The following is a 19,568-nucleotide window of genomic DNA, read 5'->3' on the forward strand; positions in this document are numbered from 1 at the left end:
TATACTAAAACATATAGTTTCCTGAAACTTTTTTACAAAAAATCTGATTGTATATCTGTCCATACAGTGTAAAAATAGAATTCTTTTTTTGAATGGATCAAAGTGAATCGTAATGAATAAAAGTTATAACTTTAGTGCAGGTCCTGCAAAATTGCCTGCTGATGTATTAAAGCAAGTTCAAACTGAATTATTAAATTGGCGTAATACAGGCGCATCAGTTATGGAATTAAGCCATAGAGGTAAAGATTTTGATGCATGTGCTATTGAAGCCTCTAACGACCTGCGTGCAATTTTAAACATCCCTAATAATTATAAAATCCTTTATTGCCAAGGTGGTGCTAGAGCACAATTTGCCGCAGTTCCATTGAACATCTTAGGTAACAAAACTAGTGCAGACTATATCAACAGCGGTTATTGGAGCCAATGCGCAGCCAAAGAAGCTAGCAAATATTGCCAAATTAATGAACAAAATGTTGTTATCAAACAAAATGGACTAACAGCTATCAAACCTATGTCAGAATGGCAATTAAATGATAATGCTGCCTATATACACTATTGCCCAAACGAAACAATCGACGGGATTCAAATCTTTGAAGAGCCCAACTTTGACAATAAAACTGTGGTTGCTGACTTATCATCATGCATATTATCGCAACCTATTGATGTAAGCCGATATGGCATTATTTATGCTGGTGCACAAAAAAATATTGGTCCATCAGGCATTACCATTGTTATTGTGCGTGAAGATCTTATTGGTTATGCGCAAAAAATCCTACCATCAGTATTAGATTACAAAATTTTATTGGACAACGATTCCATGTTTAACACGCCACCTACATTTGCATGGTATATGTCAGGCTTAGTATTTAAATGGATAAAAAGCCTTGGTGGACTAAAAGCAATGCAGCAACGAAACCAAGCCAAAGCGCAATTACTATACCAATTTATCGATCAATCCGATTTTTATCGAAATACTGTCGCAGCAGCGAATCGATCAATTATGAATGTCACTTTCTTATCGCCAAATGAAGAACTAGATAAAAAATTTGTAAGCGAAGCAACTCAAGCTAACATTATTGGCATCAAAGGTCACCGTATTGCCGGTGGAATGCGTGCATCCATTTATAACGCGATGGATCAAGAAGGCGTGAATTATTTAATTGATTTTATGCGGCAATTTGAAAAACAAAATGGTTAAATTAACTCAAGATATTACAATTCATTAATACCAATAAAAGGGAGGCAAAGCTCCCTTTCTTATTTAACTAGCCTTATTTACAACTATAAACATCACCAACCATAACCGCATCTGTTGGCGCAATATCCGAAATATATTGCATAGAAGTATCTTGTGCGTTATAAATCACATTCCCCCCCATTGCAGCAGCCTTATTCATCAGCTCAGAAGCTGCATCGCGAATTAGCTCGCTATGAGTTTTAAGGCCAGAAAAGAAACTACTACGACGTCCTTCCGCTTTACCCAATAACTGACAAGAAGCCGCAGGCTTAGTATCAATAAACTGAACTTGACTACCAGCAGAAGTAGGTTGATATTTAGAACCACTACAAGCACCTAAAAGCAAGGTTGCAAACATCGCAACACTAATAAATAATAATTTTTTGAGAGACATAACATTTCCTCAACCAATAAATAATGAACAATAATAAACCAAATTATTGTATCAGTTTAATTAAACAAAAAATATCAGTAATTAAACTCGCATAAAATCCAATAAATTACAGATTAATAAATAATCAAACCAACCTATTTTATTAATTAACTATAGCAAATTTGATTCAACTCTATTATAATCATAACCCTACTAACTCAGTAGTACATCCAAATGGCCCCTTAGCTCAGTTGGTCAGAGCAGTCGACTCATAATCGATTGGTCACTGGTTCAAGTCCAGTAGGGGCCACCATTAAAAATCATGATTTATATAATTTTTAAGCATTTCTTAGATTTTCCATTGTGCTATTGAATGAGCCTTGTGCCGTAAATGTGACGTTATTTGCGAATTTAAGCATGTGATCTGCGTTTGAATGGGCGTATTTATTCATCACCTCTAACGTCTCCCATCCACTAATATTCTTGAGCATAAAAAACTGAAGTTTCTGCGACAAGCTTATAGTTAATATATTATCTAGTCACCAACCAATTCCCTTGCAGTATGTCTTTGTTGTTACAGGAGCGATGCTTTCAAAGTTATTTTTAATCATACATTGTTCAAAATAATAATTTGTATAAAATGGGATATAAGGACCTGTTCCCGGATAATGATATAGTATACCATCTTTTGGAATATAAGGGGCACACGCCTTATTTAATCTATCAACACTAGGAAAGTTGTCATTGTCGTCATAAGCTAAAAATTTGGTGAGGATTTGTTCTGTTGTACCTGTCAATTTTTTAGTGTTTTTACCAAAATAATCGTTCTCAAGATAATTGTGTTGAATCCAAACAGCATCAGGTAAATATTCTTGGGATATATGCCCATCAGTACATAACTGGGTAAAAATATTAATAAGAACAATTCTTGCATTCTCTGCTTCTTGGCTACATTTTTTAATATCGAGCTTTGAAGCTTTAGATTTTTTATTATCAACTGATTGCCAATATGCATTTTTATAATCATTGAATGTCGATTTAACTGTACCAAAAAGGCAAAGCTCTCCACGACTCGAACAAGACGGAACAATAACAGCAATAATAGCAACAATAGCAATAATAGGGACAACAAAAAGTATTACTTTTAATTTAACCATTGATTATTCTCAATTCAATTTATGTGAACTCATTTTATATTATATTAAAAAAATCAAAAAAAAACTTAGAAAATGCCATTTTTCACCTAAATGGTGGGATTGTATATTTGACACAAAAAATAGCAACTAATGTCATTGATGATTATAATTCTAATTGCATTAAAAAATTAATTTTATTTAAACTCAGCATCACTTTTTTAACCACAAACATGCAAAAGTGATGTTGTTTTATTTATTAAATGATTAAATTATTTAATTATTTAAGATTAAAATTTTAACAATTTTTTCAGTCTTTTTATCCTTACCTTTTTAGGCTGATTTAAAGTTATTAAAGATTGAACGTTATTTTGTAACCCCCCCATTTTTATAAAATACAAAACCTACTTAACCTGTTGTAACTCACTGCTGCTACATTTAATTGTGATATGCAATCGATCGAATTGATCCATAGAATCAATTTCCCAGCAGCTTCTCATGATTGGGTTGATTTTTTTGATTAATTCTACTTCTTCATAGTTGTAACTGCAGCTAACCCAACTACCTCCTTCGTCGTAAATGGTGTTTACGCTCCAAGTTGCTTGATGTTGTTTACCATCAATGATACCGGTTTCTGGTTTTTGCTGGATTTTTTTAGCGGGATTATCGGAATAGACGCCAACGCCATCAAGCAATAATAATGCATCTTTCTTTTCAGAAACCGCCCAATCGTTAGGCAGGTTATTAATATCTAAATGAGCGGATTTAATTGTTACTGAGCTTGGACAAGTTATTTCGTCGGCTTGAGCTGTGGGTAAAGCACTCATCCAAGCTAAAATGACAATACTAAGGCTGATTATTTTATATTTCATGGATAGATCCTGATAAAACATTGAACGTGTAATTATGCCAATGTCATCAATAACGTCAAGTATAAAAATAAGATTTTATTAAGGTTTTTAAAAGTATTGGGTATTTTATGGTAAATTTATAAGTGGATCGTTTTTTAACACAATAGTGATAAAAAATCAGTCAGGAAAGGTATTGATTTTATTGAATTTTTTTTGTTTTGTTATTTTTAGTAAAATCAAGGGATTATCTAATGTAGATCCCATCAATGTCTCAAATTTAAGTGATTTTTGCATAACCTATTAATTAATTGTTGAATTTGTAGTCATTGTGTTACATTATTATTTAGATAAGTACACTATGTTAATATGAAAAAGGAGTGCTAATTGAAATTAGTAACAAAATATATGTTCCAAAAAGTGCTAAACATTCGTCCCTTGCTTATAGCCTTTGCTATTTGTTATTTGTTTATGATTATTCCTATATTGGCGACTATTAAGTTTGATTCTTATTCAAATATTTACTTTCCTATTATTTATTTGTTTTTAGGTTTAACCTTATTGATCGAAGTTGTTTTATTTGTTTTGATGTTGATAAAACTGTTTACTGAGCCAAATACCTGCCAATTTACCTCTTTTTTAGGGCTATTTTTCAGCGAACTGTTTTGTATTTTTTGGGGGGGCGCTGTTTACTTTAGTGCTGTTGCTTACAGTATTGGTTTAAATGAACTTTTTGTCTTTTTATGTGCATTTTTATTTCCTGTTATAAGTGGCTTGGCATATGGCATATTGTTTATTATTAAGGTATTAAGATGTTTGGTTTGCTTTGTATTAAAACAAAAGTAACGCTATTTTAAGCAAGCTCCATGAGCCCAATTTTTCAAAACGATAGCAATATAAAAAGGATTGATTTTATTTAAAAAAACAATATAAAAACTTTAATAAAATCAATGTCTTTCCTGACTGTTTTTTGTGTGATAAAAATAACAATTTCATTGATTTTTTTGTTGAAAAATTATACTTGCTTTTTTCTTAAATCAGCGCTTATATATACATTGATAAGCAATTGGGCTTATCACCAATTTTATCAGGAGGAAACTTATCATGGTACAAAAATTTGCTGCATATGGTAGTGATGTTTCGGCTGGTACTTATAAGTGTGCCGATTGCGGCTATCTGTATTCAAACCAAAGCAAAAAATCGTTACCTCCTTGCCCTGATCATAATAAAAAACCGCATAGCAAAAATGGGTGGTATATTATGTCTGGACAGGGTGATTCAGTTAAAGATCCTCATCCAAATAAAAAGTGATTTTAGTCACTTAAGACGATTAAAGGCAGCCATCGGGTTGCCTTTTTTGATTGTATCGATTTTAGATAATTGTCGTTTTGATGAATATTTTATTTTGTGTTATTTTTATCTGATTATTTTGTATAAAATAACAATATATTTAGGCTTATCGAAATCAATAATGCCGTTAAAATAATATAATTTGATTAAGATTCAATGTAAGGAATATTGAAGTGAAAAAACGAATAAAATTGGCTGCACTATTTTCTGCTTTTTTTATGATTTCGAGTGCGTATAGTGCCGAATTGCCTCCGTCAGCAAATATAACTAAAGCCTTTGCGGATAGTGCTAAAAGATCGATATTAGGCGAAGGTGGAACATTTCCCGTTAAAGTCGAAGCGGGTTACGAAGTCACTAATATTTTTTATAACCTTAATAACGTTGTTTTTGAATACAATATGCCAACTGATAGCCAAAGTGCATCAATGGAAGAGATTATCGAAGGCATTAGGCTTGGTCTAAATGCACAATTTTGTGACAAGCAAGACGTGATTGATGTGTTACGTGCTTATGATATTAGCTTCTTGTTCCGCTTTCAATTCACTGATAATCGTATTGTACCTGCAACGTTATCCATTGATAATATTTGTCAAAAACAATAAGCAGATTATCAATTACATCTATATTATCTTTCTTTACTTAAAAAAATTGAAATGGTTAGTGTAGTTTGTAGGATTAAACAAGCTGTTTATAACATGAGCCTGAAAAATAGATTAATAGAATACGCACAAACTTTGAATGAAGTTCAAGTTGATTATCCTTTTAAAAAATTTCCTGATTATAAAGTACTTCGACATAAACGTAATGGTAAATGGTTTGGTTTAATTATGTTAGTTGAGAAAAATAAATTAGGTTTTCGATCTAACGATATGGTAGAAATAATTGATGTGAAATCCGATCCAGAATTGATTTCTATAATAAAAAATAGTTCAGGTTTATTACCGGCTTACCATATGAATAAAAATCATTGGATCACAATAATGCTCGACGGTTCGATATCATTTGAACAAATCACAAATTTATTAAACTATAGTTATGATTTAACGATCTAAACTGTATGGATATAGTTTTTAGGCAATATATAATTAAGCAATTGGTTTATCCAATAACAAACGTGTTATGGATGACTTCTTGAGTATTTTTTATATAAACTATCTGATCAATGTTTTTGGTAGCATTAAAGCCCAGATATCGAGCAGATAGTTTAGTTGAAGTGGCTCAAAATCAAATTTTGAACCCGCATTTCACTACTATAAAGATGAGGGTTCAAATCACGAAAATTTGCAAAGGTGATATAATTTTTGGCAAAACTGTTAAGGCTAAAAAGTGCTAAAAATTTTATTTTAAATGATAATAAATATATATTTGTATATATTAAATTAACAAAAGATATAAAAATTAGTATGTTAAAAAATATAAAAAAGCAGTCTATTGTGAAATTATATTTACTAATATGACTCTAACTTTAGTTTCTGATTGTAAAATAAACAGTAAATTTTATTATTGGAGATAGACAATAACAAAATAAACAGAAAATATTATGGAATTGCTTTATAATGTAAGCGGACAATCCACTTTTTATTTATTTAGGAATCATTTCATGTCATTTGACTCTCTTGGCTTAGACGCTGAGATTTTAAAAGCAATTCAAGAACAAAACTATACAGACCCAACTCCTATCCAACAGCAAGCTATTCCAGTTATTTTATCCGGTAAAGATCTTATGGCAAGTGCACAAACCGGTACAGGTAAAACGGCAGGTTTTGGTTTACCCATTTTGCAAAAATGGGTAGAACAGCAAGCGCAAGCAACTAATAAGCCTGAAGCAAAAAAAGGCAAACGTCCTTTATATGCACTGATTTTAGCACCAACTCGTGAGCTTGCTGCACAAATTGGCGAAAATATTCGTGAATATAGCCGTTATTTACCCATTCGGTCATTGGTGGTATTTGGTGGAGTAAGTATTAATCCGCAAATGATGAAACTACGTGGTGGTGTGGATGTATTAATTGCAACACCAGGGCGATTACTCGATTTAGTGCAACAAAATGCCGTAGATCTTTCAACGATTAAAATGCTCGTATTGGATGAAGCTGATCGCATGTTAGATATGGGCTTTATTCATGATATTCGCCGTGTGATTGCAAAATTACCTAAAAAACGCCAAAATTTGATGTTTTCGGCAACTTTTTCTGATGAAATAAAAGTATTAGCGCAATCGATTTTGCATGCCCCAGAATTGGTTGCTGTTGCGAAAACCAATAGCGCTTCAGAGCAGATCACCCAATACGTGCATCGGGTTGATAAACGTCGTAAGCGTGAGTTGTTGTCTTATTTAATTGGTAAAAATCAGTGGCAACAGGTGTTGGTCTTTACTCGCACTAAATATGGTGCGAATCACTTAGCTGAACAGTTGACTAAAGATGGTATAAAAGCGGCAGCCATTCATGGCAATAAGAGCCAAGGCGCACGCACTAAAGCTTTGGCAGATTTTAAAAGTGGACAAATTAGAGCATTAGTAGCAACCGATATTGCCGCTCGCGGTCTTGATATTGAGTTACTTCCTTATGTGGTGAATTATGAACTTCCGCAAGTGGCGGAAGATTATGTGCATCGCATTGGGCGAACAGGACGTGCTCAAAATGAAGGGCAAGCTATTTCACTGGTATGCATTGATGAGCTTCCTCAATTAAAAGCGATTGAAAAGTTAATTAAAAAAACGATTCCAGAATTAACAACTCAAGGTTTTGACGTTGACCCTAAAATTAAAGCTGAACCGATAAAAAAATCATCACAAAGGCGAGCACCACCAAAAAGAGGAGGTGCAAGCGCAAACCGATCGTCGCAGTTCAATCAAAATGGTGTGAAATCATCAAGCCGACATAATCACACTAAAAATAAACAAACTAATTAATATTTAATAATGTAGAAGGAAACTATTATGGTAAATCGCAGCAGACGTTTACGGAAAAAATTACACATTGAAGAGTTTAAAGAGTTAGGCTTTACGGTTAGTTGGTCTTTTGACGAAGGCACAAGCGAAGAGACTTTAGATAATATCGTTGATCAGTTTATTCTTGAAGCTATTCAACCTAATGGTTTAGCTTATGAGGGCAGCGGTTATTTAAATTGGAAAGGGATTATTTGCACCCAGAAATTAGGGAACTGTACTGAAGAACACCGTGACATTGTCACAAAATGGTTGGAAACTCATGGCCTAAAAAATGTTAAAGCTAGTCCACTTATTGATATTTGGTGGGATGAGTTAGATTTTTAGTTTAATTATTTGAATTATTTCAGTTAGAAAAAAGCCACATTAGCAGTGGCTTTTTGTTATCAATTGATATGTTTATTCTAAACGTATCATTCAATTCCTTGACTACGCAAGTAATCTTCATAATTACCCGTATAATCAATTACTCTTTCTGGGGTAATTTCAACAATACGTGTTGCCAGTGAGCTAACAAATTCACGGTCGTGCGAAACAAAAAATAGCGTGCCTTGATATAGCTCTAATGCCATATTGAGTGATTCGATAGATTCCATATCTAAATGGTTAGTTGGTTCATCCATAACAATAATGTTAGGGCGCTGCATCATCAATTTACCAAATAACATGCGTCCTTTTTCACCACCAGATAAGACCTTAACTTGTTTTTTAATATCGTCTTGTGAAAATAATAATCGACCAAGAATACTACGCACGGCTTGTTCATCGTCGTTTGGTTGTTTCCATTGGCTCATCCAGTCAAATACCGTTAAGTCACCTTCAAATTCGTATTCATGATCCTGCGCGTAATAACCAATATTTGCGTTTTCAGACCATTTTATATCGCCTTGCTCAGGAGCCAGTTCGCCCATTAGCGTTTTTAATAATGTGGTTTTACCAATACCATTAGTTCCTAAAATAGCAACTTTTTCGCCTACTTCAACCATGAGCTTAAGATTTTTAAAAAGAGGGCCATTGTCAAAGCCTTTGGTAAGGTCTTCAACAACAAGCGCATTACGAAATAGCTTTTTATCTTGCTCAAAACGAATAAAAGGATTTTGTCGACTAGAAGCTTTGACTTCTTCAAGTTTGATTTTTTCAATTTGCCTTGCGCGTGATGTTGCTTGTTTTGATTTTGATGCATTGGCACTAAAGCGACTAACAAACGATTGCAGTTCACTAATTTGTGCTTTCTTTTTGGCATTGTCGGCTAACAAACGTTCTCTCGCTTGCGTTGATGCAGTCATATAATCGTCGTAGTTACCCGGATAGATACGCAATTCACCATAATCTAAATCTGCCATATGGGTACAGACCATATTCAAAAAATGGCGATCATGCGAAATAATGATCATAGTACTTTCGCGTTGATTTAAGGTATCTTCAAGCCAGCGGATTGTATCAATATCTAAGTTATTGGTTGGTTCATCGAGTAATAAGATATCTGGATTTGAAAATAGCGCTTGGGCTAATAATACCCGCAACTTCCAACCTGGTGCGATTTCGCTCATTAATCCGTAATGTTGCTCAATTGGAATTCCAACACCTAATAATAATTCGCCAGCCCGAGATTCGGCACTGTAGCCATCCATTTCAGCATATTGGGTTTCTAAATCAGCAACTTTAAAGCCATCGTCTTCACTCATTTCAGGAAGTGAATAGATGCGATCTCGTTCTTGCTTGATCTGCCATAATTCGGTATGTCCCATAATTACGGTATCAAGGACGGTAAATTCTTCAAAAGCAAACTGATCTTGGCGTAATTTCCCGAGTCTTTCATGTGGATCTAAAGCCACATTACCTGATGTAGGCACGAGATCGCCACCAATGATTTTCATAAAGGTGGATTTACCACTGCCATTAGCTCCGATTAGACCATAACGATTACCGTTGCCAAATTTAACCGAGATGTTTTCAAATAATGGCTTGCTGCCAAATTGCATTGTGATGTTATTTGTACTTAACACGAAAATTAACTCTCTTTAAAATGCGTTTCATTCAAAAGTAATCATTAGCTTTTGAGTGAAGTCGCTAAAATATGAATTGGCGCACATTATGCCATAATTAATCATTTTTGAGGATCTTTGTTTTAGATAACGGCATTTAGGAAGGGGATATTTAATTTAATTATTAATATATTGTAAAGTATAGGAAAATTTCGTGATGTTTACACTTCATAATTAACATAATCCTCTAAAACTCATAAGACGTTTTCTCCGAAATCGCTTTATGCGGTTTAACCATATTATAATAGTTAATAAATCGCTTAAGTTTTTGTTGTCTATCTTTTGAATCTTCGAATATTTGCAGATTATGCCACATCGCCATTAAAGTTCGTATGACTCTTTCTGCTTTTCTATTCGTTTGCTGGCAGGCAGGTTTTGTAAATTTTTGATTGATAGGATGATTATTACATGTTTTAACAAATAGGTATTCACATGTGTCTTGATATTCACGCCCATTATCGGAATAAATACATTCAATGGTATAAGGACATTGGGCTAACACATCATTTTGTAAAAAATAGTGCTGAGCTAAATTGGGATTTATCGGAGTAAATGATCGCATAGAGCTTACGTGAAAAATCATCGATACCAACGAATAAATAGTCTTTAGTTTGTTGTTTAGTTTCATTCTTAAGTAAAGGTAAAGGTTTGGTATCAACTTTAGATGAAAAAAAGTATAGGACAAAGTCAACATTGAAATTGACTCACAAACTCAAGCCATTGTTGATACTGTTGAACGAGTATTAGCCGCAAAAGAATGATAATATTAATCGAATTTGTGTCAGATTTAAGCTAATTTGTGCTGATTATAGATTGAAAATTCCTTATGATGGATTTTATTTAATAGTCAAAAGAGGCTAACATGCGTATTTTGTACAAAGCGAAAGCCATTATTTATAGTACATTATTATTGAGCACAAGTTGCAGTTATGCGGCACAATTACAATTAACTAGCACTGATCTTATCGATAAAGGGTTTACAGCTCGGTTTATATCCAATCAATTTGGTTGCCAAGGCGAAAATATATCTCCGCAAATTTCATGGCAAAATCTACCCAAAGCGACAAAAAGTTTAGTATTAACTATGTATGATCCTGATGCACCAACGGGTTCTGGCTGGTGGCATTGGGTGATTGTTAATATTCCTGTACAAACGCCGTTTATTAAACAATCAGCAGGAAATAATCCCAATTTATTACCTAAAGGAAGTAGGTTAGTACGTAATGATTTTGGCGTAATAAATTACGGCGGTCCATGTCCTGCGCTAAATTCGACTCATCGATATCAATTTACACTTTATGCACTAGACATTGATCACATTGAGGTTGATGAACAAACCACACCAGCTCTAATTGGTTTTATTGCTAATTCGCATCAAATAGCGAAGGCAGATATGATTTACTCCTACTCACGTTGATATTGGTTAATAGGCTATTAGGATTATGGATTTTGCTTCAATTGGTCGAGTGACTTATATAACACAACGTTGTAATCAAACCCTAAAGCAGATTCACAGCAATGATCCTATGATTGTCTATGTCATAAATGGCGAAAAACAGATTGAATGTGAGGGCGAATATTTTAAGGTAAAAACAGGTCAATTAGTCCTAATTCCAGCAGGTAATTTAATGAATATAAATAATTTTTATATTGATGATAAGGATTATCAAGCCATCTGTTATTCTTGGCATGCACAGTTAATAGACCAATTTGCTTTATCTCATCTTTGTCAGAGTAGTCAAGTTCTTAAAAAAATTAAAGTTGAAACAATATTACCTGAAACTTTTATTACTCGAGTGATACAGATTAAAACAGAATTATTGACACATAACCAATGCAATTCTAATCTTGTTAAACATTTATTTATTGAATTATTAATCAGATTATCTGCATTTGGTGTGTATTTTCCCCTGAATAATAACCCAAAAATTAGCCAAAAAATTCGCGAAATTATTAACCAGCAGCCAGACAAAAAGTGGCAGGCAGCAGAAATTGCTAAACAATTTGCTATGAGCGAATCAACTTTAAGGCGACATTTTGCTTTAGAAGGATGTAATTTATCTAAAATTATCTTAGATATAAGAATGAATTTTGGTTTAATGCTGTTGCAAACTACCCAAAAAACGATCCTACAAATTGCCCAAGAAGTGGGATATGAATCAGGCTCTCGTTTTGCTTTTTACTTTAAACAACGTTTTGGATTTTCACCAAAGAGGCTACGTTAGTCAATTTTTTATCGCTAACATTTAATTTTATTTATTCAATTATTTTTATGCATGTCCATTAACATGGTTTCTCAAACTACTGTATATAGCGCTAGCAATTCCTACAGATTGTCAATTATTTTATCATAGTAATCAAATTTGATGATATAAAGTTTACAATTGATAAGCCAATTGATACGATCTATATCTAGTTATTTTTTATATATTCAATAATTATGCTTTATCTTATTTTGGTAACGATTATTTGGTCATTTTCATTTAGTTTTATTGCGGTTTATTTAAGTGGACAAGTGGATTCTTGGTTTGCTGTTGTGATGCGAGTGCTACTTGCCTTTATGACTTTTATTCCATTTTTACGTTTTAAAAATATTCGTTTTAAGCAGATGTTGCTTTTAATGGGAGTGGGGGCATGTCAATTAGGGATTATGTACTTTTTTTATTATAATTCTTTTCAATATATTTTGGTGCCTGAAGTCCTGTTATTTACTATTTTTACTCCAATTTATGTCACAGTTATTTATGATTTATTGCAGCATCATCCATTAAGGCTTAGCTATCTTTTAATGGCAATTATTGCGGTAATTGGCGCAGCTATTATTCGCTATGATCATATTAGTGCTAATTTTATTATTGGTTTTTTATTGATCCAGGGTGCTAATATCGTTTTTGCATTAGGTCAAGTAGGATATAAAAGGATTATGGAAGTTTATCCAATGCCCCAACATCAAGCTTTTGCATGGGTTTATTTAGGCGCTGTGGTTGTTGCTATTTTAGGCTGGCTGCTGTTTGGTGATGCATCAAAATTACCAACAACTAGTTTGCAATGGGGAATTATTATTTGGCTTGGAATTGTTGCTTCTGGTGTGTGTTACTTTTTATGGAATTATGGTGCAACCAAAGTGGATTCGGGCACTTTGGCTATTATGAATAACATGGTAATTCCAACAGGGATTTTGGTGAATGTGGTGATTTGGCATCAATCCATTGATTGGGGAAGATTTTTAATTGGTTGTACAGTTATTATTTTTGCCTTAATTTTGCATAATAAGTTTAAACGTATTAAATGATACTCAATCAATATTAAGCAAAAGGTAACTGCAACATAATAGATAAAATCAATGGCGTTGTAATAGAAGATAACGTCGTTGATATTAATAAGCTTGAAGCAATAGGGCCTTGCAACACTTCAAACTGCCTTGCCATCATATAACAATTTATCGCAATTGAAACTGAACTGAGTAATACCACAACTTGCAATTCTAAAGTTGGTAGTCCAATGAGTTTACCTAAAATATAAGTAACAATAGGTAACAGAGTCAATTTTAATGTGCAGATAGCTGTTGTAATTAAAAGTTTATCGCGAATTTTATATTCAGCCAATCCCATTCCTAAAACAATTAATGAAAGAGGTGCGGTCATCTCACTCACCATTTTGGTTGATTTATCGATAAAGTTAGGTAACGGTAAACCAATAAAATTCACTACAATGCCTGTAAAAATTCCAATAATAATGGGATTTTTTGAAACATTTTTAAAGGCTTTAACAATCCCTTTAGTTGAAAATTTCCCCATTTGCACAAATTCAATAGAAACCGTCGCAAGCGTCCATAAAATTAACGCATTAAAGATAACGATAATGGCAACAATGGGGATAGCATCATCGCCTAATAACATTTTAATAATAGGAATACCAACAAACACGGTATTGGTGTAGATGCTACCCATAGCAAATATTGTGCTTTCTGAGCCATTTAACTTAAATATTTTTGATGCAATTAAGCAGCCAATTGCAAAGACGATAAAGGAACCACCAAAAAAGACGAATAACAGTTTTATATCGATTTGCGAATGTTCAGAAAAATGGCTCATGATCTGAAACAACATGATGGGAAATGCAATATAAAAGGTAAATTTGGTTAAGCTATCGGTGACTGTTTTTTGCCAACGACCTAGTTTAACAGCTAAAAAACCCAATAAAATTAGCATAAAAAGGGGCAGGGTAGATAAAAACTGCACCCATAATGTAGTAAAAAATTCCATTGTTATTATGTTATTGATGATTGCGTATGAAGTACCATTCTAAGTCAGTTGATCGTTTTGAATCAAATTGATAGCCTTCTAAATTAAAACTTTTAATATCGTTACTGTTTTCAATGCAATTTTTTATAATGTATCTGCTCATCAGTCCTCGTGCCTTTTTAGCATAAAAACTGATAACTTTATAGGTATCTTTGCTTTGATCTAAAAAAATAGGTTGAATAATAGTTGCGTTTAATTGTTTTGGTTTGATCGCTTTAAAATATTCGTTTGAGGCTAAATTGATTAATGTGCGATGTGATGATTTGGCTAGTTCGCTATTAAGGTGTTGAATTAATTTATCGCCCCAAAATTGATAAAGGTTAGTGTTATCGCCATTTTTTAAGCGGATCCCCATTTCTAAACGATAAGGTTGAATTAGGTCAAGTGGTCTTAAAATACCATAAAGACCCGATAATATTCTTAAATGAGATTGTGCAAACTGTAGATCTTTATCAGTAAAATCTTCAACATGTAATCCTTCGTAAACATCACCTTTAAAAGCAAGTATGGCTTGTCTTGCATTTTCAAGATTAAAATCACTATGCCAATTTTTGAATCGTTCATAATTGAGTTCGGCTAATTTTTCGCTAATAGACATTAAATTAGCCAAATTCTCAATACTTAATTTTTGGCAATCTTCAATGAGTATTTTAGTTGAGTTAATAAATTGAGGTAATGTGTGATTTTTGGTTAATAATGGTGATTGGTAATCCAAAGTTTTTGCTGGAGAAATAATTGTTATCATAACGTATATAGCCTATTGTATTTTGCAATAAATAGGTTTATTTTACATCTAATTCAATCCAAAGGAGTAGCAAAATGAACATCGATAAAAAAGAAATACATGATATTAAATCTTGGGCTTCTGTTCGTGAAACCTCGATTGAAATTGCAGAGGCGATTTTTGAGCTAGCTAACCATGATGAAAAACTTGCCGAACAAATTTGGTCGGAAGGTAGTGATGAAGTGTTGAAACTCGCGTTTTCTAAAACCAAAGCCGATAAGTTGTTCTGGGGTGAGCAAACTATTGAGCGTAAAAATGTTTAAATCTTTATGAATTTAACTTTCTTAGGGACAAGTGCTGGTTCCCCAACAGCAGAGCGCAATGTAAGTAGTATGGTGCTCGATCTTAGACAAGAGAGGGGTAAGTTATGGCTTTTTGATTGTGGCGAGACAACTCAGATGCAAATGCAAAAAGCCAAATTTAGCCTCGCTAAACTTGAGATCATTTTTTTAACACATTTACATGGTGATCATGTATTTGGGCTACCGGGTGTTTTAACGTCCCGTTCTTTGATGCAAAATCAATCACCTTTAACATTGATTGCTCCGAAAGGAATTAAACAGCTTGTCGAAACAGTTATTGAAATTAGCTATTCTTGGTTAACCTATCCACTCAATATTATTGAACTTGAAGAAAATGGCATTGTTTTTGAAGATAATCAGTTTCAAGTTGAAGCAAAATTATTACAACACCGTGTGCCGTGTTTTGGTTATCGTATTATCGAAAAGGATCTACCAGCTCAGCTTGATATCGATAAATTAAAGCAAGCTAATATTCAGGCTGGTTCTTATTATAGTGATCTAAAAAAAGGTAAAACGGTAACTTTAGATGATGGGCGCATTATTCGTGGAGTTGATTATCAAAGTAAAGTAAAAAAAGGCAAAAAGCTGGCTATTTTAGGTGATACCATACCTTGTCAAGCATCGATTGAGCTTGCTAATGATGTGGATTTGCTTGTTCATGAAGCAACACAAGAAAACGCACTAAAAGATAAAGCACTCGAACGTGGGCATTCTACAACCATTCATGCCGCAACCATTGCCAAACAAGCCAAGGCCAAACGGCTTATTATGACTCATATAAGCCCTAGATATAGTTTGAATGATAATAAAAAGTTAGTTAATGAAGCAAAAAGTGTCTTTGTTAATACTGAAATCGCTACCGATTTTGCAACCTTTCACGTTTAATTAATCAAATTTTTTTATTAAACTTCGCCGAGGTTATCGGCGAATTGAGATAATTGACTAAAGACAAAAATCCTTAATTAGCCTTTCTATAGTTACTTTGGTTGGTTTTAAAAAGTCCATTGAAATAAACTCATCCGGTTGATGTGCTTGTTCGATTGATCCCGGCCCTAATACAATTGTCGGCGAGATTTGATTTAAATATGGTGCTTCGGTGCTATAGTTAACCGTTTCGGCACTATGACCGACTAATTTTTCAATATGCTGTAATGCTGGATGATCTTTTTTACATTCATACCCCGGAATTGGCGCAACCTCATACTGTATCTCAATTCGATTTGGGTATTTATCCATAACGGGTTGTAGTGCTTCACAAAGCGCATGATAAAGTGAATCAACATCGTTATCGGGCAATACACGAATATCAATCACAAGCTCACAACAACCACAAATACGGTTGGCCGCATCGCCACCATGAATAACACCTAAATTTAGGGTAGGGTAAGGTACGCTGAACCCGTCATTATGGTATTGTTCTTTAAATTTCTGTTTTAGCACTAACAAGCGTTCAATGACTAAATTCATCACTTCGATAGCGTTAATGCCTTTATCGGGATCGCTTGAATGTCCTGATTTACCAATCACTTTAATAGAATTAGAGATAAACCCTTTATGTGCGCGAATTGGGATTAACGATGTTGGTTCACCAATGATAGTGCAGTCAGGTTGTAGTTTGGTATTCTTGGCAAAAAATGCCGCACCAGCCATTGATGTTTCTTCATCGGCAGTGGCAAGGATATAAATGGGTTTAGTTAACTTTTTAAGATCAATATCACGTAGAGCATCTAAAATAAAGGCAAAAAATCCTTTCATATCAGCGGTACCAAGCCCATACAGCTTATTATTTTCTTCGGTTAGTTTAAAAGGATCTTTAGTCCACTGCCCATCGTCAAACGGGACAGTATCACTGTGTCCACTTAGCAATAAACCGCCTTGTGTTTTATTTTCGCTGTTTGAATAAGTAGCTAACATATTATATTTATGGCGAGTATTAGGAACGGGTTGGATATCAATAACAAAACCTAAATCTTCAAACCAACTTGCTAACTTATCGATAAGTGGTTTATTAGAATAATCTAATTGCTCGTTAGTAACGTTACTAATTGTTGGTGTTGAAATTAATTCATTATATAGTGTTAAAAAAGATGGTAGCGTCATAAATGCACCTTTAAATGACAAATCGAAGATATACTTTTAATAATGTTATAAGCATACCATTTACATTATTTTTTGCATACAACTAACCACTTTGTTTCAATTAATGTTTTATGTTTTGATAGTATTCAATATGTACATTAACTAATGTATAGTTAGCTGATTATGAGTTAAATTGACTGCTAAATTTGTTGAATGTGGTGTTTTTTATGACTTTTATTCATGTTTTAGATAAGCATTTTATATAATAGGAGGAAGGGGAATAATTATATGAAAAATAAACAAAACAATATCATAAAAGTACGGCAAACATTACCTGATAATGTAAGCTTTATTGCAGAAGAAATTGATTATTTAGATTGTCAAAAAAAAGATATTTCTAAAAAATTGACAGCCTATGAAGCTTATAAAATGATGACATCTTATCAACCTAGATGGCTAAAAATACTCTTTAAAATAAGGGATTGTTTAGTGAAATTAATCGGTGTCAAAGCGATTAATGGATTTGATAGTTCTGCGGAAAATAAGCATCAACCAGACGAAAGCAATATGGCCGATTTTTTTACTATAACAGAGGAAACCAACGATAAACTGACATTAGTTGTAAAAGATTGCCATTTAGATGTATGTGTTTGTATTCGTGTTGTAGATAAAGGTAATGACATAAGTAAAAATACAGTATATTTAATTGCATCAGTTAAAAATCACAATATCTGGGGGAAATTATATATGTTACCCGTTGCTATTTTACATCCTTATATTGTTAATAAATTATTTGAAAATATAAAATAATAAGTCATTTATTATAAATAACTTATCAAGTTGTAATGAGCATATCAGCTTTATTGCATAATATAGTGATGTTATTAATTTCAAATCTATAAATAAAATATAAAACCATCCTGCTTAATTTTTTAGCTTTTATTGCGATTGTTTTATGAACAGATATTATTTGCCATAAACATTTGATACTATTTAAACGATGCAATTAATTAGGCCATAACGATTTGTTATCTCGTTAAAAATTATTATGAATCGTTTTAAAAAAATAAGGTGTTATATGAAAAATATAAGCAGGAAATGGATTGTTATTGCAGTTGTTATTATTTCTATTATTTTTATTTTATGGCAGCAATTAAAAACTGATGGGTATGGTTCAGATTTTATTAGTGGCAACGGACGTATTGAAGCGACTGAAATCAATATTTCAGCTAAATTAGCTGGTAGAATAGAAAAAATTAATGTTGATGAGGGCGATTTTGTTAAAGCTGGTCAAGCTTTAGTTGTCATGCAAACGGATACCTTACAAGCACAACTTAACGAAGCCCAAGCACAACATCGACAAGCGGTCAGTAATGAGGCAAGTGCTAAAGCGCAAGTAGCATTAAAAATGAGCGATAAAGTTGCGGCACAAGCAGGTGTAAGCCAAAAAGAAAGTGACTTAGATATCGCCTCAAAACATCTACAACGAACTACCGCCCTATATCAAAAAGGCGCAATATCAATTCAACAATTTGATGATGATACTGCTAAAGTAAACAATGCTAAAGCAGCATTAGATTCTGCAAAATCACAAGTTACTGCTGCTGATGCGGCGATTGCTGTAGCCGAAGCGGGTGTTGATAGCGCCACATCGGCAATCAATGTTGCCAGCGCTAATATTAGAAGAATTCAAGCTGATATTGATGATAGTACTTTAATAGCGCCTGTTGATGGTCGTATTCAATATCGCATTGCTCAGTTAGGTGAAGTTTTACCGTCGGGCGGTAAAGTACTAAATTTAGTTAATTTGTATGATGTTTATTTAACTTTCTTTTTACCTGAAACTGTCGCGGGTAAGGTGGCTATTGGTGATGAAGTCAGACTTATTTTAGATGCGTTACCAGATAAAGCTATTTCAGCTAAAATTTCGTTTGTTTCAAGCGTTGCCCAATTTACGCCAAAAACCGTTGAAACAAAAGATGAACGTCAAAAATTGATGTTTAGAGTTAAAGCACAATTAAGCCCTGAATTATTAAAATGTTATATTACTCAAGTTAAAACAGGTTTACCTGGTGTGGCTTGGGTTAAGCTTGATCCTAAAACGCCATGGCCAGCTGGCTTATCTGATATTGCAAAATGTCCAACCGAATAATTGGAGATAGC

Annotated in this window: 22 protein-coding genes, 1 tRNA gene and 1 pseudogene; 16 read left to right on the plus strand and 8 right to left on the minus strand. The window is 33.4% G+C overall.

Annotated elements, in window-relative coordinates; translation table 11 throughout:
• Positions 1-112: 112 nt before the first annotated feature.
• Positions 113-1,198 (plus strand): 3-phosphoserine/phosphohydroxythreonine transaminase, encoded by a 1,086-nt coding sequence (gene serC, locus GQ598_RS05045; RefSeq protein WP_160402630.1) that lies wholly within the window; start codon positions 113-115, stop codon positions 1,196-1,198.
• Between the two features lie 73 nt (positions 1,199-1,271).
• Here serC and GQ598_RS05050 read toward each other — a convergent pair whose 3' ends face one another.
• Positions 1,272-1,631 carry a DUF4156 domain-containing protein gene (locus GQ598_RS05050; RefSeq protein WP_160402631.1) on the minus strand — a complete coding sequence of 120 codons (360 nt, stop codon included), beginning with the start codon at positions 1,629-1,631 and terminating at the stop codon, positions 1,272-1,274.
• A 215-nt stretch (positions 1,632-1,846) separates the two neighbouring features.
• Here GQ598_RS05050 and GQ598_RS05055 point away from each other — a divergent pair.
• Positions 1,847-1,923 (plus strand) — tRNA-Ile (locus GQ598_RS05055).
• A 226-nt stretch (positions 1,924-2,149) separates the two neighbouring features.
• Here the strand turns inward: GQ598_RS05055 and GQ598_RS05060 are convergent.
• Both GQ598_RS05060 and GQ598_RS05065 read right to left on the minus strand, forming a co-directional pair.
• Entirely contained in the window at positions 2,150-2,767 is a 618-nt protein-coding gene (locus tag GQ598_RS05060; RefSeq protein WP_160402632.1) for a hypothetical protein, read from the minus strand.
• A 380-nt stretch (positions 2,768-3,147) separates the two neighbouring features.
• Positions 3,148-3,615, minus strand: coding sequence for an STY0301 family protein (locus GQ598_RS05065; protein ID WP_160402633.1), 468 nt, complete (start codon positions 3,613-3,615; stop codon positions 3,148-3,150).
• Between the two features lie 363 nt (positions 3,616-3,978).
• On the opposite strand from GQ598_RS05065, the gene GQ598_RS05070 reads away from it, so the two are divergent.
• From GQ598_RS05070 to GQ598_RS05095, 6 genes are all read left to right on the plus strand, one after another.
• Positions 3,979-4,437: a hypothetical protein gene (locus GQ598_RS05070; protein ID WP_160402634.1), complete on the plus strand. Its 459-nt coding sequence runs from the start codon at positions 3,979-3,981 to the stop codon at positions 4,435-4,437.
• A gap of 258 nt (positions 4,438-4,695) precedes the next feature.
• Positions 4,696-4,902 carry a hypothetical protein gene (locus GQ598_RS05075; protein ID WP_160402635.1) on the plus strand — a complete coding sequence of 69 codons (207 nt, stop codon included), beginning with the start codon at positions 4,696-4,698 and terminating at the stop codon, positions 4,900-4,902.
• Between the two features lie 212 nt (positions 4,903-5,114).
• Positions 5,115-5,543: a hypothetical protein gene (locus GQ598_RS05080; protein WP_160402636.1), complete on the plus strand. Its 429-nt coding sequence runs from the start codon at positions 5,115-5,117 to the stop codon at positions 5,541-5,543.
• A gap of 132 nt (positions 5,544-5,675) precedes the next feature.
• Positions 5,676-5,993 (plus strand): MmcQ/YjbR family DNA-binding protein, encoded by a 318-nt coding sequence (locus GQ598_RS05085; protein ID WP_202112685.1) that lies wholly within the window; start codon positions 5,676-5,678, stop codon positions 5,991-5,993.
• A 548-nt stretch (positions 5,994-6,541) separates the two neighbouring features.
• Positions 6,542-7,855 carry an ATP-dependent RNA helicase RhlE gene (gene rhlE, locus GQ598_RS05090; RefSeq protein WP_160402638.1) on the plus strand — a complete coding sequence of 438 codons (1,314 nt, stop codon included), beginning with the start codon at positions 6,542-6,544 and terminating at the stop codon, positions 7,853-7,855.
• 27 nt (positions 7,856-7,882) lie between these two features.
• Complete coding sequence (locus GQ598_RS05095; RefSeq protein WP_202112686.1) at positions 7,883-8,218, plus strand: YggL family protein; 336 nt, start codon at positions 7,883-7,885, stop codon at positions 8,216-8,218.
• 86 nt (positions 8,219-8,304) lie between these two features.
• On the opposite strand, the gene GQ598_RS05100 is transcribed toward GQ598_RS05095, so the two are convergent.
• Together GQ598_RS05100 and GQ598_RS05105 are read right to left on the minus strand one after the other, a co-directional pair.
• A complete protein-coding gene (locus tag GQ598_RS05100; RefSeq protein WP_160402639.1) occupies positions 8,305-9,897 on the minus strand; it encodes an ABC-F family ATPase in 1,593 nt (530 codons plus the stop codon).
• 226 nt (positions 9,898-10,123) lie between these two features.
• Positions 10,124-10,498 carry an integrase core domain-containing protein gene (locus GQ598_RS05105; protein ID WP_174786708.1) on the minus strand — a complete coding sequence of 125 codons (375 nt, stop codon included), beginning with the start codon at positions 10,496-10,498 and terminating at the stop codon, positions 10,124-10,126.
• Between the two features lie 118 nt (positions 10,499-10,616).
• Here GQ598_RS05105 and GQ598_RS11325 point away from each other — a divergent pair.
• From GQ598_RS11325 to GQ598_RS05125, 4 genes and pseudogenes are all read left to right on the plus strand, one after another.
• A pseudogene (locus GQ598_RS11325) lies at positions 10,617-10,697 on the plus strand (riboflavin synthase); the annotation flags it as partial.
• Positions 10,698-10,798: 101 nt separating this feature from the next.
• Entirely contained in the window at positions 10,799-11,353 is a 555-nt protein-coding gene (locus GQ598_RS05115; protein WP_160402640.1) for a YbhB/YbcL family Raf kinase inhibitor-like protein, read from the plus strand.
• 25 nt (positions 11,354-11,378) lie between these two features.
• Positions 11,379-12,161, plus strand: a complete 783-nt coding sequence (locus tag GQ598_RS05120) for an AraC family transcriptional regulator (protein ID WP_160402641.1) — start codon at positions 11,379-11,381, stop codon at positions 12,159-12,161.
• A 215-nt stretch (positions 12,162-12,376) separates the two neighbouring features.
• Complete coding sequence (locus GQ598_RS05125) at positions 12,377-13,228, plus strand: carboxylate/amino acid/amine transporter (RefSeq protein ID WP_160402642.1); 852 nt, start codon at positions 12,377-12,379, stop codon at positions 13,226-13,228.
• Positions 13,229-13,241: 13 nt separating this feature from the next.
• On the opposite strand, the gene GQ598_RS05130 is transcribed toward GQ598_RS05125, so the two are convergent.
• The gene (locus GQ598_RS05130; RefSeq protein WP_255471314.1) at positions 13,242-14,201 is read right to left on the minus strand and encodes an AEC family transporter; all 960 of its coding nucleotides are present in this window, start codon (positions 14,199-14,201) and stop codon (positions 13,242-13,244) included.
• 10 nt (positions 14,202-14,211) lie between these two features.
• Positions 14,212-14,985: a peroxide stress protein YaaA gene (gene yaaA / locus GQ598_RS05135; protein ID WP_160402644.1), complete on the minus strand. Its 774-nt coding sequence runs from the start codon at positions 14,983-14,985 to the stop codon at positions 14,212-14,214.
• Positions 14,986-15,059: 74 nt separating this feature from the next.
• Here yaaA and GQ598_RS05140 point away from each other — a divergent pair, with 74 nt between their 5' ends.
• Positions 15,060-15,287: a YccJ family protein gene (locus GQ598_RS05140; protein WP_085247933.1), complete on the plus strand. Its 228-nt coding sequence runs from the start codon at positions 15,060-15,062 to the stop codon at positions 15,285-15,287.
• A 6-nt stretch (positions 15,288-15,293) separates the two neighbouring features.
• Positions 15,294-16,211, plus strand: coding sequence for a ribonuclease Z (gene rnz / locus GQ598_RS05145; RefSeq protein ID WP_160402645.1), 918 nt, complete (start codon positions 15,294-15,296; stop codon positions 16,209-16,211).
• A gap of 57 nt (positions 16,212-16,268) precedes the next feature.
• On the opposite strand, the gene argE is transcribed toward rnz, so the two are convergent.
• On the minus strand, positions 16,269-17,426 hold the full coding sequence (gene argE, locus GQ598_RS05150) for an acetylornithine deacetylase (protein ID WP_160402646.1): 1,158 nt from the start codon (positions 17,424-17,426) through the stop codon (positions 16,269-16,271).
• Positions 17,427-17,693: 267 nt separating this feature from the next.
• Between argE and GQ598_RS05155 the strand changes: the two genes are divergently transcribed.
• Positions 17,694-18,215, plus strand: a complete 522-nt coding sequence (locus GQ598_RS05155; RefSeq protein WP_160402647.1) for a DUF2867 domain-containing protein — start codon at positions 17,694-17,696, stop codon at positions 18,213-18,215.
• 268 nt (positions 18,216-18,483) lie between these two features.
• Complete coding sequence (locus GQ598_RS05160) at positions 18,484-19,557, plus strand: HlyD family secretion protein (RefSeq protein WP_160402648.1); 1,074 nt, start codon at positions 18,484-18,486, stop codon at positions 19,555-19,557.
• Positions 19,558-19,568: the final 11 nt, after the last annotated feature.

The organism is Gilliamella sp. Pas-s95 (assembly GCF_009795795.1).
In the GTDB taxonomy this organism is placed as follows: domain Bacteria; phylum Pseudomonadota; class Gammaproteobacteria; order Enterobacterales; family Orbaceae; genus Gilliamella; species Gilliamella bombicola.

Bases quoted from the DNA above. Each gene is read 5' to 3' on its own strand.
- rnz (WP_160402645.1), top strand. From the start codon at position 15,294: ATGAATTTAACTTTCTTAGGGACAAGTGCTGGTTCCCCAACAGCAGAG.
- rhlE (WP_160402638.1), top strand. From the start codon at position 6,542: ATGTCATTTGACTCTCTTGGCTTAGACGCTGAGATTTTAAAAGCAATT.
- GQ598_RS05160 (WP_160402648.1), top strand. From the start codon at position 18,484: ATGAAAAATATAAGCAGGAAATGGATTGTTATTGCAGTTGTTATTATT.
- GQ598_RS05115 (WP_160402640.1), top strand. From the start codon at position 10,799: ATGCGTATTTTGTACAAAGCGAAAGCCATTATTTATAGTACATTATTA.
- argE (WP_160402646.1), bottom strand. From the start codon at position 17,426: ATGACGCTACCATCTTTTTTAACACTATATAATGAATTAATTTCAACA.
- GQ598_RS05105 (WP_174786708.1), bottom strand. From the start codon at position 10,498: ATGCGATCATTTACTCCGATAAATCCCAATTTAGCTCAGCACTATTTT.
- serC (WP_160402630.1), top strand. From the start codon at position 113: ATGAATAAAAGTTATAACTTTAGTGCAGGTCCTGCAAAATTGCCTGCT.
- GQ598_RS05050 (WP_160402631.1), bottom strand. From the start codon at position 1,631: ATGTCTCTCAAAAAATTATTATTTATTAGTGTTGCGATGTTTGCAACC.
- GQ598_RS05125 (WP_160402642.1), top strand. From the start codon at position 12,377: ATGCTTTATCTTATTTTGGTAACGATTATTTGGTCATTTTCATTTAGT.
- GQ598_RS05120 (WP_160402641.1), top strand. From the start codon at position 11,379: ATGGATTTTGCTTCAATTGGTCGAGTGACTTATATAACACAACGTTGT.
- GQ598_RS05065 (WP_160402633.1), bottom strand. From the start codon at position 3,615: ATGAAATATAAAATAATCAGCCTTAGTATTGTCATTTTAGCTTGGATG.
- GQ598_RS05130 (WP_255471314.1), bottom strand. From the start codon at position 14,201: ATGGAATTTTTTACTACATTATGGGTGCAGTTTTTATCTACCCTGCCC.
- GQ598_RS05140 (WP_085247933.1), top strand. From the start codon at position 15,060: ATGAACATCGATAAAAAAGAAATACATGATATTAAATCTTGGGCTTCT.
- GQ598_RS05095 (WP_202112686.1), top strand. From the start codon at position 7,883: ATGGTAAATCGCAGCAGACGTTTACGGAAAAAATTACACATTGAAGAG.
- GQ598_RS05155 (WP_160402647.1), top strand. From the start codon at position 17,694: ATGAAAAATAAACAAAACAATATCATAAAAGTACGGCAAACATTACCT.
- GQ598_RS05060 (WP_160402632.1), bottom strand. From the start codon at position 2,767: ATGGTTAAATTAAAAGTAATACTTTTTGTTGTCCCTATTATTGCTATT.
- GQ598_RS05075 (WP_160402635.1), top strand. From the start codon at position 4,696: ATGGTACAAAAATTTGCTGCATATGGTAGTGATGTTTCGGCTGGTACT.
- yaaA (WP_160402644.1), bottom strand. From the start codon at position 14,985: ATGATAACAATTATTTCTCCAGCAAAAACTTTGGATTACCAATCACCA.